The following is a 14,699-nucleotide window of genomic DNA, read 5'->3' on the forward strand; positions in this document are numbered from 1 at the left end:
GGGCGGCGACGCCAGGGTCATTAGGATTCATGGCATGCCGCTTGACAACGGTGCCGTCTTCGCTGGTTACACCATTCAGCGTCTCCTCGGGTCCGGCGGAATGGGCGAGGTTTACCTGGCCCAGCACCCGCGGCTGCCACGTTTGGACGCGCTGAAAATCCTGCCCGCCGCGTTAACTGAGGACGCCGACTTCCGGCAACGCTTCAACCGGGAGGCGGACCTGGCGGCCGGGCTGTGGCACCCGAACATCGTGGGATTGCACGATCGCGGCGAATTCGACGGCCAGCTGTGGATCACCATGGACTACGTCGACGGCACCGACGCCGCTCGGGCGCTGCGCATGCGCGACGGCGACTTGCCAGTGTGGGAAGTGCTGGAGATCGTCGCGGCCGTCGCCGACGCCCTCGACTACGCCCACCAGCGCAACCTGCTGCATCGCGACGTGAAACCGGCCAACATCCTGCTGACCACGTCCGACTCGCAGCGGCGCCGAATCCTCTTGGCGGACTTCGGGATTGCCCGGCGAAGCGACGATATCAGCGGCCTGACGGTGACCAACGTGACGGTCGGCTCCATTGCCTACGCGGCACCCGAACAGCTGATGGGCGAGGCGATGGACGGGCGGGCGGATCAATATGCCTTGGCCGTCACCGCGTTTCACTTGCTGATCGGCAAGCCTCCGTTTCAGCATTCCAACGCGGCGGTCGTCATCGGCAAGCATCTCAACGCCCCGCCGCCACCGCTGGCGCAGCACCGCCCGGAGCTGGCGGGGCTGGACCCGGTGTTGTCGAAGGCGCTGGCGAAGGACCCCGCCCAACGTTATGCGCGGTGCACCGACTTCGCGGCCGCCCTAGCGGACGCCGCCTCGACGGTTCACCAGCATCCGACGCGGCCCGCCCCCGTCTGGCCACCAGCGCCCGGTGCACCGGCACCCCAGGCATACGCGCCGTGGCAGCCGATGCCCCAGTACCCGGTGGGGCGACCCACCGCCCGCAGGTGGCCGGCGATCGTGGTGCCGCTGATCCTGGCGGTGCTGCTGCTGGGCGCCGCCGGCCTCGCCGCCACGCAGGTCCTGCGGCCGGACCCGGGGCCGTCGACCGCGGCGCCCCAATGGCAGCCGTACGTCGACTACGCGAAGCAATTCACCGTCTGGCTGACCAGCCTGAGCCCAGCGTCCGCGGACAGCGACGTGCAGCGCATCATCGATGGATCGACCGGCGCCTTCCACGATGACTTCGCGAACCAGGGCTCGGATTTCAGGAAGGTGGTCGCGCAGTCGAACGTGACGAGTCAAGGAACCGTGAAGAGCGCGGCCCTGGAGTCGGTCAACGGCTCGACGGCACATGTGCTGGTCGCCGCCACCTCCAAAGTGATGAATAACACTGGGGCGGCGCAGGACCCGCGGGACTGGCGGTTGGCCCTCGACGTGGAGAAGATGGGCGACACCTACAAGGTGTCCAAGGTGGAGTTCGTCTCATGACCGCCGGGCGGGGACGGCGTTTGGCGTGGTGGCTGCTGGTGGTGGCGCTGGCCATCGGGACGTTGGTCGCGGCGTCGGTGGGCGGGTGGGAGGCGCTGAGCAAGAGCCGCCCCCCGCTGCCACCCGTCGCCGACCAACCCGCCGCCCGCCAGGCGGCGATTCAGGCCGCGAGCACCGGGACAGTCAAGTTGCTCAGTTATTCACCCGACACCCTCGACCAGGACTTCGAGGCCGCCAAGGCGATGCTGACCGGCGATTTCCTGCGGTATTACGACAACTTCACCAGCCAGACCGTCAAGCCCAAGGCGCAACAGAAGGAGCTCAAGGCCTCCGCGACCGTCCCCCGGGCCGGCGTGGAAACGCTGACCGCGGACGAGGCGGCCGTTCTCGTGTTCGTCAACCAAACGACGACATCGAAGGACCAGCCGGCACCGACAACCAGCTCGAGCGCCGTGCGAGTGGGGTTGGCCAAGGTGAACGGGACCTGGCTGATCAACCGTTTCGATCCCGTGTGACCGCGGGCCTAGTTGCTGGCGAAGAACTTCAGCGCCGCCTCGTTGACGGCGTCGGGGCGTTCGAAGAACCCGAGGTGGCCGGCGTCGGGGATCTGCACGTAACGCCCGTTGGGCAGCGCGTCGGCGACCTCGCGCCCCAGGTAGGGCGGGGTCAGCACGTCGTCGGAGAAGCCGATCACGAGCACCGGCGTCGCGATGCTGCGGTAGGCCGGCAGCCGGTTGGTGTGCGGGGCGACGTCCAGCTGGCAGCGCGTGCCCGGGGTGGACTTGATCGGCCACATGGAAAACATCGCGATCCAGTCGGCGACCGCGACGTCGTCGTTAAGCGTCTTGCGCGAAAAGTTTTCCAGCAGGCGGATTTTCGCGTCGTAGGAGTTCGGCAGCTGGACCCCGGCATCGGTGAGCTCGGCCTCGGCGTCACGAAAGAACTGGCGCGCCTTGTCCATCCGGCCGCGGGTGCCCATCAACACCGCGGAGTGCACCAGTTCCGGCCGGGCCAGCATGAGTTCCTGGGCGATGAACGCGCCCATCGACATGCCGACGACGCGGGCCGGTGCGGCGTTCAGCCCTTCGATCAGCGCCGCGGTGTCGGCCACCATGGTCTGGGTCGTGAAACCCTGTGCGTTCTCGGTGGCGCCGATCCCGCGGTTGTCGAAGGTGATGACGCGGTAGCCGGCCGCCAGGAACGCGGGGAGCTGATACGGGTGCCAGGTCCGCCCGGCGCCGCCGTGGCCGCTGATGAACACCACGGGCTCGCCGGAGCCGCGGTCGTCGTAAGCCAGGTTGATCACTCGGACGACGGTACAAGGAGCCGGTGGCAGGCCGTGACCCGGTCGATCCACCACTGCCGCCGCTCCGGGGGCGCGGCCAGGGCCCGCAACCGCGCCGGATCGGGGGTCACCGGCCCCACCGCCAGGGTGCCGTCGACGGGCGCGGCGACCTCGGCCACGTCCTCGACGAACAACCCGCCGGTGCCCAGCCCGCATGCGTGGCGCAACGCCGGCAGGGCCGCCGCGGCGGCCAGCCCGGCCGCGATGCCCACCGCCGAGTCGATCGCGCTGGAGACCACGACCGGGATGTCGATCTGCGCGGCGATCGACAGCATGGCCGAAACGCCGCCCAGCGGAGCGACTTTGAGGACCGCGATGTCGGCGGCGCGGGCGCGGACCACCGCGAGCGGGTCGTCGGCCTTGCGGATGCTTTCGTCGGCGGCGATCGGCACGGCTGGCATCTCCGGCCGCCGGCGCAGCGCCGCGAGTTCCTCGACCGTCGCGCACGGCTGTTCGAGATATTCCAGCGGGCCGTCGGCGGTCAGGGCGGCCGCCGCCCGCACCGCCTGCTCAACACTCCAGCCGCCGTTGGCGTCGACCCGCACGGTCGGCACCAGTTCGCGCACGGCGTTGACCCGGTCGACGTCGTCGGCCAGCGTCTGGCCGGGTTCGGCGACCTTCACCTTGGCCGTGCGGGCGCCCGGGAACCGGGACAGCACCTCACCCACCCGGTCGGCGTCGACGGCCGGCACGGTGGCGTTGATCGGGATGCGGTCGCGGCGCGGCGGCGGCGGCGGGCGGTAGGCGGCCTCGATGCCGGCGGCCAGCCAATGCGCGGCCTCGGCCGGCGCGTACTCCAGGAAGGCCCCGAACTCGCCCCAGCCCGCCGGCCCCTCGATCAGCGCGACCTCCCGGGTGGTGATGCCGCGGAACCGCACCCGCATCGGCAGCGCGACCACGTGCAGGCGGTCCAGCAGGTCTTGCAGGCGGGGCGGGCGCGTGGGCGTCACTGGCCGTAGACCTGGCGGCCCGCCAGGAATGTCGCGCGCACCTCGAGGTCGGCGATCTGTTCGGGTGGCACGGTCCGCGGGTCGGCCGACAGCACCACGAGGTCGGCGTACTTGCCCACTTCCAGCGAGCCGATCACGTCGTCGGAGAACAGCTGCCAGGCCGCGTCGATGGTCTGCGCGCGGATGGCCTGCTCGACCGTCAGCCGCTCCTCGGGCGCCAGCACCCGGCCGCTGGGCGCCGTCCGGGTGACCGCGACGCTGATGTTGCGCAGCGGCTCCTCGGGCGTGACCGGGGGGTCGTTGTGCAGCGAGATGCGCATGCCGGTGGCAACCGCGGAACCAGCTGGCATCCAACGGGATCCGCGTTCCGGGCCGAACAACCCGTCGACGATGATGTCGCCCCAATAGTGGATCTGGTCGACGAAGATGCTGCAGGTGACGCCGAGGTCGGCGGCGCGGCGCAGCTGCTCGGGCCGGATGGCGCCGACGTGCTCGAGCCGCAGCCGGTGGTCGTCGCGGGGGTGGCGGCGCAGGGCCTCCTCGTACACGTCGAGGATGGTGTCCACCCCGGCGTCGCCCTGCACATGGCAGGCCATCGGCCAGCCCAGCGGGAAGTAGGCGCCGACGATCTCGCCCAGCTGCTCGCGGGTGTAGTTGGCGTGGCCGCAGGAACCCGGCGGCACCCCGATGGTGCGGGTGGCGTCGGTGTCCAGGTACGGGAAGGACAGGGCGATGTTGCCGACCCACGGGGAGCCGTCGACCCAGATCTTGATGCCGACCTGGCGCAGCATGTCGTCGCCCTGGCCGGGGGTGGCGTCGGTGCGCATCTGCGGGTTGGAGATCTCGTAGGTGCGCAGCCGGACCGTGAGCTCGTCGCGCAGCCGCTCGACCACCGGGCCGAACGCCGGGTCGAAGGCCATCTCCGAGCAGGTGGTCAGGCCGGCGCGGTTGAGCCGCGCGCATTCGGCGAGCAGCATCGCCGGGTAGTCGCCGGGGGCGATGGCCCCGGCCAGCAGCGGGAACACCGCGCCGGTTTCCTCGGCGGTGCCGTCCAGGTCACCGTTTGCGTCGTGGCCGTACCGGGCGCCCTTGGGATCGGGGGTGTCGCGGGTCAGGCCGGCGCGCCGGGCCGCGTGCGAGTTGAAGTACGCCTTGTGCCCGGAGTTGTGGATGATGATCAGCGGCCCGTCCGGCGCGATCTCGTCCAGCCAGGCCAGCGTCGGCTGGGGCAACCCGGACTGCAGCAGCGGGTCCCAGCCGTTCAGGTAGGCGCCGGCCGCTCCCCTGGCGGCGACCTCGCGACGCACCGCGGCGACCACGTCGTCGGCGCCGGGCAGCGTGACGGGCCGGATGTCGACGATCCGGTCCGACAGCGCCAGGGCCTCCATCAGCGGATGACCGTGCGCCTCAACGAATCCGGGCATCACGCAGCCGTCGCCGACGTCGATGGTCCGGGTGCTCGGGCCGATGTGCGCCTCAATGTCTTCGCGATTACCCACGGCGACGATGCGCCCGTCGGCGACGGCGAGCGCCTCGGCGGTGGGCCGTGCGTCGTCGACGGTGAGAACGGTTCCGATCACGACGAGCTCTGCCTGCGCCATGTGCACGGATGCTAGTGATCGTCGCGCCCACGAGGGGGTGGCTGACTGGAATTGCAACACGTTCTAGTCTTGGCCCATGAGTGACGATCTGCTGCGCCATCCCATTCATTCCGGACACCTGACGGTCGGTGCGCTCAAGCGCAACAAGGACAAGCCGGTGCTGCATCTCGGCGACACCACGCTGACCGGCGGACAGCTCGCCGAGCGGATCAGCCAGTACATCCAGGCATTCGAGGCGCTCGGTGCGGGCACCGGCGCGACCGTCGGGCTGCTGTCGCTGAACCGGCCCGAGGTGCTGATGATCATCGGCGCCGGCCAAACCCAGGGCTACCGGCGCGTGGCCCTGCACCCGCTGGGCTCCCTGGACGACCACGCCTACGTGCTGAACGACGCCGGCGTGACGTCGCTGATCATCGACCCCAACCCGATGTTCGTCGAGCGGGCGCTGGGCCTGCTGGAGAAGGTGCCCGGGCTCAAGCAGGTGCTGACCATCGGCCCGGTCCCCGAGGCGCTCGGCGATTCCGCCGTGGACCTGGTGGCCGAGGCCGCGAAGTATCCACCCAAGCCGTTGGTGGCGGCCGAGCTGCCGCCCGATCACATCGGCGGGATGGCCTACACCGGCGGCACCACCGGCAAGCCCAAGGGTGTGCTGGGCACCGCGCAGTCGATCACCACGATGACCACGATCCAGTTGGCCGAGTGGGAGTGGCCGGAGAACCCGCGCTTTTTGATGTGCACCCCGCTGTCGCATGCCGGGGCGGCGTTCTTCGTGCCGACGATCATCAAGGGCGGCGAGCTGGTGGTGCTTACCAAGTTCGACCCGGCCGAGGTGCTGCGGGTGATCGAGGAGCAGAAGATCACCGCGACCATGCTGGTGCCGTCGATGATCTACGCGCTGATGGATCACCCCGATTCGCACACCCGCGACCTGTCGTCGCTGGAGACCGTCTATTACGGCGCCTCGGCGATGAACCCGGTGCGGCTGGCCGAGGCCATCCGCCGCTTCGGGCCGATCTTCGCCCAGTACTACGGGCAGTCCGAAGCCCCGATGGTGATCTCGTATCTGGCCAAGAAGGACCACGACGAGAAGCGGCTCACCTCCTGCGGGCGGCCCACCCTGTTCGCCCGCACGGCATTGCTGGGCGCCGACGGCCAGCCGGTACCGCAGGGCGAGGTCGGCGAGATCTGCGTGTCGGGCCCGCTGTTGAGCGGCGGGTACTGGAACCTGCCGGAGGAGACCGCCAAGACGTTCAAAGACGGCTGGCTGCACACCGGCGACATGGCCCGCGAGGACTCCGACGGCTTCTGGTTCATCGTCGACCGGGTCAAGGACATGATCGTCACCGGCGGCTTCAACGTGTTCCCGCGCGAGGTCGAGGACGTCGTCGCCGAGCACCCGGCCGTCGCGCAGGTGTGCGTGATCGGCACGCCGGACGAGAAGTGGGGCGAAGCCGTCACCGCGGTGATCGTGTTGCGGCCCGACCATCCCTCCGACGAGGAGTCGGTGGCGCGGGTGACCGTGGAGATCCAGTCGGCCGTCAAGGAGCGCAAGGGTTCGGTGCAATCGCCCAAGCAGGTGATCGTCGTCGACTCGGTGCCGGTGACCGCGCTGGGCAAGCCCGACAAGAAGGCCGTGCGCGCCCAGTTCTGGGAGGGCGCCGACCGCGCCGTCGGCTGAGTCTTTCGCCGAGCGTGCGGCTGGCCGCACACTCGCGTTCGAGCGTGCGGCTGGCCGCACAGTCGGCGGGACGAAGGTTACGTCGCGACCCCGGCCACCAGCAGGTCGAGCATGCGGCCCGTCTGCTCGGGTGAGCCGGTGGCCACGAAAATGCCGAGCAGGCTGGAAACCACGTCCTCGGCCCGCACGTCGGCGCGCAGGCTGCCGTCCGCGGCGCCAGCCCGCAACAACGTGTCAGCCGCGGCGGTGATGCTCGCCCGCATCTGGCTGACCTCGACGGTGCCCGAGGCGACCATGGCGGCAAGCGATTCGGCCATTCCCCGCTTGGTGGCGACGAATCCGGCGTAGCGGTCCATCCAGCGTCGGAGCGCGATCTTCGGCGGGTGGCGTTCGAGTAGCTCCCCCGCAGTGGCAGCCACCTCGGCGAGCTCGGCGCGGTAGACCGCCTCGACGAGCGCCTCCCGATTCGGGAAATGGCGGTACAGCGTGCCGATCCCGACACCGGCCTCGCGCGCGATGGCCTCCAGCGACACCGCCCGCCCTTCGGCGGCGGCGAACGCCGCCGTCGCCACCTCGAGCAGCCGCTCACGATTCCGGCGCGCGTCCGATCGAATCTCGGCCAAGCGGAGGATCCTCCGTTTCTGCTAGGCTCGGATAAGCGGAGGGCCCTCCGCATTTTCTCCAGTGTGGCACAAGGGAGCACCATGACGGACAAACCACAGCCCGGCGGTCTCGGCAGCATCGGCACGTCGACCGTCGCGCGCATCGGTTACGGGGCCATGCAACTGTTCGAGTCCGAAACGCCGGAGGACGCGGTCGCGGTGCTGCGCCGCGCGGTCGAACTCGGCGTCAACCACATCGACACGGCGTCGTTCTACGGCCCCGGCGAGGTGAACCGGCGGATCCGCGCGGCGCTGGCCCCCTACCCCGACGACCTCGTCATCGTCAGCAAGGTCGGGGCGCGCTTCACCGGCGAACAGCCGATACCCCTGGCCGCCGCACAGAAGCCCGCGGAGCTGCGCGCCGCGGTCGAGGACGACCTGCGTCAGCTGGGCCTGGACTGCGTCCCGGTGGTCAACCTGCGGCGCATGGACCTCGGGCCGGGCGTGGCCGCCGAGGGCGACCAGCGCGTGGACGTCGACGACCAGCTCGCCGAGATGATCGCGCTGCGCGACGAGGGCAAGATCGGCGCGATCGGCATCAGCGCCGTGCCGGTGGACGTGGTGCGGCGCGCGCTGCCGGCGGGCATCGCGTGCGTGCAGAACGCCTACAGCGTGCTGGACCGCTCGCAGGAAGACACGCTGCGGCTGTGCGCCGAAGAGGGTGTCGCGTGGGTGCCGTACTTCCCGCTCGGGTCGGCGTTCCCGGGATTCACGAAGGTCGCCGACCATCCGGTGGTGGCCGAGATCGCCGGCCAGCTCGGTGTCACCGGCGCCCAGGTCGGCCTGGCGTGGCTGCTGGCGCACGCGCCGAACACGTTGCTGATCCCGGGCACGCGATCCGTTACGCACCTGGAAGAGAACCTTGGCGCGGCGGACGTCACCCTCGATGCCGAAGCGCTGGCAAGACTCGACGCCGTCGGCTAGCTGGTCACTGCGCCGAGCGTGCGGCTGGCCGCACACTCGCTTTCGAACGTGCGGCTGGGCGCACGCTCGGCGCCTCGATTGGCGCGAGGTAACGTCGCTGGGTATGGGAAGCGGCAAACCGATCAAGCCACCGTGGTGGCTGAAGCCGGCCAACAAGGTCTTCATCCAGATGTCGCGGCTAGGAATGAGTTTCGGCGGCGAGAGCCCCGTCGTGCTCACGGTGGCCGGCCGCAAGTCGGGCGCGCCCCGCTCGACCCCGGTGACCCCGATGACCGTCGACGGCCGGCAGTACGTCGTCGCCGGGTTCCCGGGCGCCGACTGGGTCGCCAACGCCCGGGCCGCCGGTGAGGCGACGATCGCGCGCGGCCGGCACGCCCAGAAGGTGCGGATGGCCGAGCTGCCGGCCGAGGACGCGCGTCCGATCCTGCGGCGCTTCCCCACCGAGGTGCCGACGGGCGTCGGCTTCATGAAGCGGGCGGGGCTCGTCACCGAGGGCCGCCCCGAGGAGTTCGAGGCCCTGGCCGGCCGCTGCGCCGTGTTCCGCCTGGATCCGGCATAGGAGTTCGAAAAACCTTGACTGACAATCCATTCGACGCGCGGGCCTGGCGGCCCGTGGACGGGTTCGACGGCCTGACAGACATCACCTACCACCGCCACGTCACCGACGCGACGGTCCGGGTGGCGTTCGACCGCCCCGAGGTGCGCAACGCGTTTCGCCCGCACACCGTCGACGAGCTCTACCGGGTGCTCGACCACGCGCGGATGTCGCCCGACGTGGGCGTGGTGCTGCTGACCGGCAACGGCCCGTCGCCCAAGGACGGCGGCTGGGCGTTCTGCTCCGGCGGCGACCAACGCATCCGCGGGCGCAGCGGCTACCAGTATGCGAGCGGCGACACCGCCGACACCGTGGACACCGCCCGCGCCGGGCGGCTGCACATCCTCGAGGTCCAGCGGCTGATCCGGTTCATGCCCAAGGTGGTGATCTGTCTGGTCAACGGGTGGGCGGCCGGCGGCGGGCACAGCCTGCACGTGGTCTGCGACCTCACCCTGGCCAGCCGCGAGCACGCCCGGTTCAAGCAGACCGACGCCGATGTCGGCAGCTTCGACGGCGGCTACGGCAGCGCGTACCTGGCGCGCCAGGTGGGCCAGAAGTTCGCCCGCGAGGTCTTCTTCCTCGGCCGGCCCTACACCGCCGAGCAGATGCACCACATGGGCGCCGTGAACGCCGTCGTCGACCATGCCGAACTGGAATCCGAAGCGATCCAGTGGGCGGCCGAGATCAACGCCAAATCGCCTCAGGCGCAACGGATGCTCAAGTTCGCCTTCAACCTGCTCGACGACGGGCTGGTGGGTCAGCAGCTGTTCGCCGGCGAAGCCACCCGGCTGGCGTACATGACCGACGAGGCCGTCGAGGGCCGCGACGCCTTCCTCGAGAAGCGGCCGCCGGACTGGAGCCGGTTCCCCCGCTACTTCTAGCCGGTCACGCTGGCGTGACGCTCGGCGTCCAACGCCACGCTGGCGTGACGCTCGTGGGATTCAGGCCCGCCCCTAGACTCCCCACGTGAGCAAGAGCCCCCTTCGCCGTTTCACCGACCAGCTGGTCTTGGCCACCATGCGGCCCCCGATGGCCCCGCAGGTGCTGGTCAACCGGCCACCCATCAAGCCGATCGACCTCGACGGCAAACGCATCCTGCTCACCGGGGCGTCGTCGGGCATCGGCGAGGCCGCGGCCGAACTGCTCGCCCGCGAGGGCGCGACGGTGGTGGTCGTCGCCCGGCGTCAGGACCTGCTCGACGCGCTCGCGGGGCGGATCACCGCGGCCGGCGGCAGCGCGCTCGCCCTGCCCTGCGACGTCTCCGACCTGGACGCCGTCGACGCGCTGGTCGCCGACGTCGACAGGCGCCTCGGCGGGGTGGACATCCTGATCAACAACGCCGGCCGGTCCATCCGCCGGCCGCTGGCCGAGTCGCTGGAACGCTGGCACGACGTCGAGCGGACCATCGCGCTCAACTACTACGCGCCGCTGCGGCTGATCCGCGGGCTGGCGCCCGGGATGCTCGAGCGCGGCGACGGGCACGTCATCAACGTCTCCACGTGGGGGGTGCTGTCGGAGGCGTCGCCGCTGTTCGCCGTCTACAACGCGTCGAAGGCGGCACTGTCGGCCGTGAGCCGCGTCGTGGAGACCGAATGGGGCCACCGGGGCGTGCATTCCACGACGCTGTACTACCCGCTGGTCGCCACGCCGATGATCGCCCCGACGAAGGCCTACCACGGCATGCCCGCGCTCACGTCGGAGGAGGCCGCCGAGTGGATGCTGACCGCCGCCCGCACCCGGCCGGTGCGGATCGCGCCGCGGATGGCGATCGCCGCCAAGGCGCTGGACACCTTCGGACCCCGCTTCGTCAACGCGATCATGCAACGGCAAAGCATCCAGCCCAACCGCGCTGAGGGGTAGCTGAGCCGGCCCGTGTGATAGACACGACACCATGGAGATCCTGGCCAGCCGGATGCTGTTCCGGCCGGCGGACTATCAGCAATCGTTGGCCTTTTACCGAGATCAGATCGGGCTCGCGATAGCCCGCGAGTACGGCGGGGGCACAGTCTTTTTCGCCGGCCAGTCGTTGCTGGAGCTGGCCGGCTACGGCTCCCCCGACCACTCCCGCGGCCCCTTCCCCGGCGCGCTGTGGCTCCAGGTGCGCGACATCGAGGCGACCCAGGCCGAGTTGCAAAGCCGGGGCGTGGCCATCGCCCGCGAGGCGCGCCAAGAGCCCTGGGGCCTATACGAAATGCACGTCACGGACCCGGACGGCATCACGCTGATCTTCATCCAGATCCCACCGGACCACCCGTTACGGCGCGACACCCGGGGTGAACGACAGGGAAAGTCCGGTTAACTGAGAGGTAACATCTGGCGACGAGTCTAGGTACATCCGCGATTCGGGTCTTGCTGCATTCGACAATGGAATCCCCCTACCACCAGAATCGGGCGCTGTGAACATCCAATTGTTCCTTCTGATCATTGTCGTAATCACGGCACTGGCTTTCGATTTCACCAACGGCTTCCACGACACCGGCAACGCGATGGCCACCTCGATCGCCAGCGGCGCGCTCAAGCCCAAGGCGGCCGTCGCGCTGTCCGCGGTGCTCAATCTCGTGGGCGCGTTCATGTCCACCGCCGTCGCCGCCACCATTGCCAAGGGCCTGATCGACGGGCACATCGTGACGCTCGAACTGGTCTTCGCCGGCCTGGTCGGCGGCATCGTGTGGAACCTGCTGACCTGGCTCCTCGGCATCCCCTCGAGCTCCTCGCACGCCCTGATCGGCGGCATCGTCGGCGCCACCATCGCCGCGGTCGGCGGGCACGGCGTGCTCTGGAAGGGCCTGGTGTCCCACGTGCTGATCCCGGCCGTGGTGGCCGCGATCCTCGCAATCGTCGTCGGCGCCATCGCGACCTGGCTGGTCTACCGGGTGACCCGCGGCCTCGACACCAAACGCACGGAGGCCGGCTTCCGGTACGGCCAGTGGGGCTCGGCGTCGCTGGTGTCGCTGGCGCACGGCACCGGTGACGCGCAGAAGACGATGGGCATCATCTTCCTGGCGCTGATGTCCTACGGCTCGGTCACCAAGAGCACCGCGGCGCCGCCGCTCTGGGTCATCGGCGCCTGCGCGCTGGCGATGGCGGCGGGCACCTACCTGGGTGGCTGGCGCATCATCCGCACCCTGGGCAAGGGACTGGTCGAGATCCAGTCGCCGCAGGGCATGGCCGCCGAATCCTCCTCTGCCGCGGTCATTCTGCTGTCCACTCACTTCGGCTACGCGCTGTCGACCACCCAGGTCTGCACGGGCTCGGTGCTCGGCAGTGGGCTCGGCAAGCCCGGCGGCGAGGTGCGCTGGGGCGTCGCCGGCCGCATGGGTGTGGCCTGGCTGGTGACGCTGCCGCTGGCCGGACTGGTCGGTGCGGTCACCTACTGGATCGTGCACTACATCGGCGGCTACCCCGGCGCGATCGTCGGCTTCGCGCTGCTGGTCGCGGTGTCCGCCACCATTTACATCCGGTCGCGCAAGGTCAAGGTCGACCACAAGAACGTCAACGCCGAATGGAAGGGCGACCTGACGGCCGGGCTCGAAGCCGAAGATGCCCACCACCACCACCCGCCGACGGACGTTCACCCGACGAATGGCAGCGGCACGTCTGGCCGGTACGACTCCGACGACCCCACGATGAAGGCGAACGCTCGATGAGTCACTTCAGCGACTGGTTCAACTACCAGGCCTCCCTCAAGATCCTGGTCTTCTCCATGCTGGCCGGCGCGGCCCTGCCGGGACTGTTCGCGCTGGGGCTGCGGTTCCACGCGGTGGGCGCCGGGCAGGTCAGCACCGAGGGCGGCTCACCACAGAAGAACCCGGCACTGCTGGCGCTCGCCTGGTTGATCTATGCGGTGGTGATCGTGGTGATCGCCTTCGCCCTGGCGTACATCTCCCGGGACTTCATCGCCCACCACACCGGCGTCGCCTTCCTGGGAGCCAAACCCAAGTAGCATCGAATGATGCCCACCGCGTCACCGAGCCGGACACCGGGGGGAGCTGCACCAGCGTGAACGGATTTCTCAACTCGATCGTCTCGTGGCTGCGCGCGGGATACCCGGAAGGCGTCCCGCCGACGGACACCTTCCCGGTGCTCGCGCTGCTGGCCCGCCGGCTGTCCAACGACGAGGTCAAGGCGGTCGCCTGCGAGCTGGTCAGTCGGGGCGAGTTCGACGATGTCGACATCGGAGTGCTGATCACGCAGTTGACCGACAACCTGCCTTCGCCCGACGACGTCGAGCGGGTGCGGGTGCGGTTGGCGGCCCAGGGCTGGCCGTTCGACGACGCCGACGAGGTCGAGGACCCCGCATAGCCCTGCTTCGCGCACTCACCGTCCCCCCGGGCTCGGCCGTCTCGTCGCTGCTACCCGCCCTGGAACGCGTGCTGGACGGGCGCGACCCCGCTCTGGTCGCCCTCGCGCCCGGCTCGGAGGCGTTGGCGGCGGGGCTGCGGGTCGGCGAACCCGTCGACGACGACGTGGCACTGGTCGTCACGACGTCGGGGACCACGGGCGCCCCCAAGGGGGCGCTGCTCACCGCGGCCGCGCTGACGGCCAGCGCGACGGCCACCCATGACCGCCTCGGCGGCCCGGGCCGCTGGCTGCTGGCCTTGCCGCCCCATCACATCGCCGGGCTGCAGGTGCTGGTGCGCAGCGCGCTCGCCGGCTCGCCGCCCGTCGAACTGGACGTCTCCGCCGGCTTCGATGTCGCCGAATTGCCAAGCGCGATAACACGATTGGGTCCGGGTCGGCGGTACACGTCGCTGGTGGCCACCCAGCTGGCCAAGGCGCTGACCGAACCGGCGGCCGCGGCCGCGCTCGCCGGCCTGGACGCCGTGTTGCTCGGCGGCGGCCCCGCACCGCAGGGCGTGCTCGACGCCGCCGCGGCCGCCGGCGTCGCCGTGGTGCGCACCTACGGGATGAGCGAGACCGCGGGCGGCTGCGTCTACGACGGTGTGCCGCTGGCCGGTGTCCTGGTCAGGGTGGCCACCGACGGGCGCGTCGTCCTCGGCGGCGCGACGCTGGCCAAGGGCTACCGCAACCCGGTGCGGCCCGACCCGTTCGCCGAGACGGGCTGGTTCCGCACCGACGACCTCGGCGCCGTCGACGAGGCGGGAGTAATGAGGGTGCTGGGCAGCGCCGACGACGCGATCAGCACGGGCGGGCTGACCGTGCTGCCGCAACTGGTCGAGGCGGCGCTGGGCACCCATCCCGCCGTCGGGGACTGCGCGGTGTTCGGACTGCCCGACGACCGGCTGGGCCAGCGGGTGGCCGCCGCGATCGTGGTGGCCGAGGGGCGCCCGGCGCCGGCGCTGGACGCGCTGCGGGCGCACGTGACGCGGACCTTGGACGCCACCGCCGCGCCGCGCGAAGTGCACGTCGTCGAGGCGCTGCCGCGGCGCGGCATCGACAAACTCGACCGGGCGGCATTGGTGCGCCGATTCGCCGGTTCGGCCGATCAATAGGCTGGTCGACC

Annotated in this window: 16 protein-coding genes; 12 read left to right on the plus strand and 4 right to left on the minus strand. The window is 70.4% G+C overall.

The window, feature by feature from the left end:
- Positions 1–34 precede the first annotated feature (34 nt).
- Entirely contained in the window at positions 35–1,480 is a 1,446-nt protein-coding gene (locus BRW65_RS32115) for a serine/threonine-protein kinase (protein WP_073870733.1), read from the plus strand.
- The gene (locus BRW65_RS02255; RefSeq protein ID WP_073870735.1) at positions 1,477–1,995 is read left to right on the plus strand and encodes a hypothetical protein; all 519 of its coding nucleotides are present in this window, start codon (positions 1,477–1,479) and stop codon (positions 1,993–1,995) included. Before BRW65_RS32115 ends, BRW65_RS02255 begins: the two co-directional genes overlap by 4 nt.
- A gap of 8 nt (positions 1,996–2,003) precedes the next feature.
- On the opposite strand, the gene BRW65_RS02260 is transcribed toward BRW65_RS02255, so the two are convergent.
- The 3 genes from BRW65_RS02260 to BRW65_RS02270 all read right to left on the minus strand — a co-directional run bounded on the left by BRW65_RS02260 (position 2,004) and on the right by BRW65_RS02270 (position 5,376).
- Positions 2,004–2,786 (minus strand): alpha/beta fold hydrolase, encoded by a 783-nt coding sequence (locus BRW65_RS02260; protein WP_073870737.1) that lies wholly within the window; start codon positions 2,784–2,786, stop codon positions 2,004–2,006.
- Entirely contained in the window at positions 2,783–3,709 is a 927-nt protein-coding gene (locus BRW65_RS02265; protein WP_432206393.1) for an o-succinylbenzoate synthase, read from the minus strand. The genes BRW65_RS02260 and BRW65_RS02265 overlap by 4 nt, the downstream gene beginning before the upstream one ends.
- A 62-nt stretch (positions 3,710–3,771) precedes the next feature.
- Positions 3,772–5,376, minus strand: a complete 1,605-nt coding sequence (locus BRW65_RS02270) for an amidohydrolase (protein WP_073870741.1) — start codon at positions 5,374–5,376, stop codon at positions 3,772–3,774.
- A gap of 76 nt (positions 5,377–5,452) precedes the next feature.
- Here BRW65_RS02270 and fadD8 point away from each other — a divergent pair, with 76 nt between their 5' ends.
- A complete protein-coding gene (gene fadD8, locus BRW65_RS02275; RefSeq protein ID WP_073870743.1) occupies positions 5,453–7,054 on the plus strand; it encodes a fatty-acid--CoA ligase FadD8 in 1,602 nt (533 codons plus the stop codon).
- 77 nt (positions 7,055–7,131) lie between these two features.
- On the opposite strand, the gene BRW65_RS02280 is transcribed toward fadD8, so the two are convergent.
- The gene (locus tag BRW65_RS02280; RefSeq protein WP_073870745.1) at positions 7,132–7,677 is read right to left on the minus strand and encodes a TetR/AcrR family transcriptional regulator; all 546 of its coding nucleotides are present in this window, start codon (positions 7,675–7,677) and stop codon (positions 7,132–7,134) included.
- A gap of 81 nt (positions 7,678–7,758) precedes the next feature.
- Here BRW65_RS02280 and BRW65_RS02285 point away from each other — a divergent pair, with 81 nt between their 5' ends.
- The 9 genes from BRW65_RS02285 (at position 7,759) to menE (ending at position 14,688) form a co-directional block, all read left to right on the plus strand.
- Positions 7,759–8,640 carry an aldo/keto reductase gene (locus tag BRW65_RS02285; protein ID WP_073870747.1) on the plus strand — a complete coding sequence of 294 codons (882 nt, stop codon included), beginning with the start codon at positions 7,759–7,761 and terminating at the stop codon, positions 8,638–8,640.
- 103 nt (positions 8,641–8,743) lie between these two features.
- Positions 8,744–9,199 (plus strand): nitroreductase family deazaflavin-dependent oxidoreductase, encoded by a 456-nt coding sequence (locus BRW65_RS02290; protein ID WP_073870749.1) that lies wholly within the window; start codon positions 8,744–8,746, stop codon positions 9,197–9,199.
- Positions 9,200–9,213: 14 nt separating this feature from the next.
- The gene (locus tag BRW65_RS02295) at positions 9,214–10,116 is read left to right on the plus strand and encodes a 1,4-dihydroxy-2-naphthoyl-CoA synthase (RefSeq protein ID WP_073870751.1); all 903 of its coding nucleotides are present in this window, start codon (positions 9,214–9,216) and stop codon (positions 10,114–10,116) included.
- 85 nt (positions 10,117–10,201) lie between these two features.
- Positions 10,202–11,095 carry an SDR family oxidoreductase gene (locus BRW65_RS02300; protein ID WP_073870753.1) on the plus strand — a complete coding sequence of 298 codons (894 nt, stop codon included), beginning with the start codon at positions 10,202–10,204 and terminating at the stop codon, positions 11,093–11,095.
- A gap of 31 nt (positions 11,096–11,126) precedes the next feature.
- Complete coding sequence (locus BRW65_RS02305) at positions 11,127–11,534, plus strand: VOC family protein (RefSeq protein WP_073870755.1); 408 nt, start codon at positions 11,127–11,129, stop codon at positions 11,532–11,534.
- Between the two features lie 97 nt (positions 11,535–11,631).
- Positions 11,632–12,882: an inorganic phosphate transporter gene (locus tag BRW65_RS02310; protein ID WP_073870757.1), complete on the plus strand. Its 1,251-nt coding sequence runs from the start codon at positions 11,632–11,634 to the stop codon at positions 12,880–12,882.
- On the plus strand, positions 12,879–13,178 hold the full coding sequence (locus BRW65_RS02315) for a hypothetical protein (protein ID WP_073870759.1): 300 nt from the start codon (positions 12,879–12,881) through the stop codon (positions 13,176–13,178). Before BRW65_RS02310 ends, BRW65_RS02315 begins: the two co-directional genes overlap by 4 nt.
- 56 nt (positions 13,179–13,234) lie before the next feature.
- Positions 13,235–13,537: a DUF3349 domain-containing protein gene (locus BRW65_RS02320; protein ID WP_073870761.1), complete on the plus strand. Its 303-nt coding sequence runs from the start codon at positions 13,235–13,237 to the stop codon at positions 13,535–13,537.
- 68 nt (positions 13,538–13,605) lie between these two features.
- The gene (gene menE / locus BRW65_RS02325; RefSeq protein WP_244167958.1) at positions 13,606–14,688 is read left to right on the plus strand and encodes an o-succinylbenzoate--CoA ligase; all 1,083 of its coding nucleotides are present in this window, start codon (positions 13,606–13,608) and stop codon (positions 14,686–14,688) included.
- Positions 14,689–14,699: the final 11 nt, after the last annotated feature.

The sequence above is a fragment of the Mycobacterium paraffinicum genome, assembly GCF_001907675.1.
Lineage (GTDB): Bacteria > Actinomycetota > Actinomycetes > Mycobacteriales > Mycobacteriaceae > Mycobacterium > Mycobacterium paraffinicum_A.